Source organism: Bacillus sp. SIMBA_005 (assembly GCF_046535585.1).
GTDB lineage: Bacteria > Bacillota > Bacilli > Bacillales > Bacillaceae > Bacillus > Bacillus pumilus.
Genome location: NZ_JAWRWI010000461.1, coordinates 1 through 269, shown reverse-complemented (window position 1 = coordinate 269; position 269 = coordinate 1). Strand labels below are relative to the sequence as shown.

Sequence of the window (269 nt, the reverse complement as noted above, 5' to 3'; positions counted from 1 at the left end):
AGCAAAGTGTTAAACGATTGGGATGATGAGCATGTGGTTGCTATTCTTGAAAATATAGCCGGTGCCATGTCTGATCATTCCAAGCTGATTATAGTTGAAAATGTGCCTGAAGCAGACAGGCTGTCCCCTGAAGAAGCTTTTCGTGATTTATTATTTTTAGTATGCTCTGCAGGCGGCAGAGTCAGAAAGAAAACCGAGTTTGAACAATTGATTGAAAAAGCCGGATTAACACTATTAAATGTAATTCAGACCCCGAGTAAATACACAAT

Annotated in this window: 1 protein-coding gene; it reads left to right on the top strand. The window is 39.4% G+C overall.

All coding sequences use genetic code 11. The features are described from left to right. A partial coding sequence (locus SB660_RS20900; protein WP_410584274.1) for a methyltransferase occupies positions 1-269 on the top strand: 269 nt, incomplete at both ends.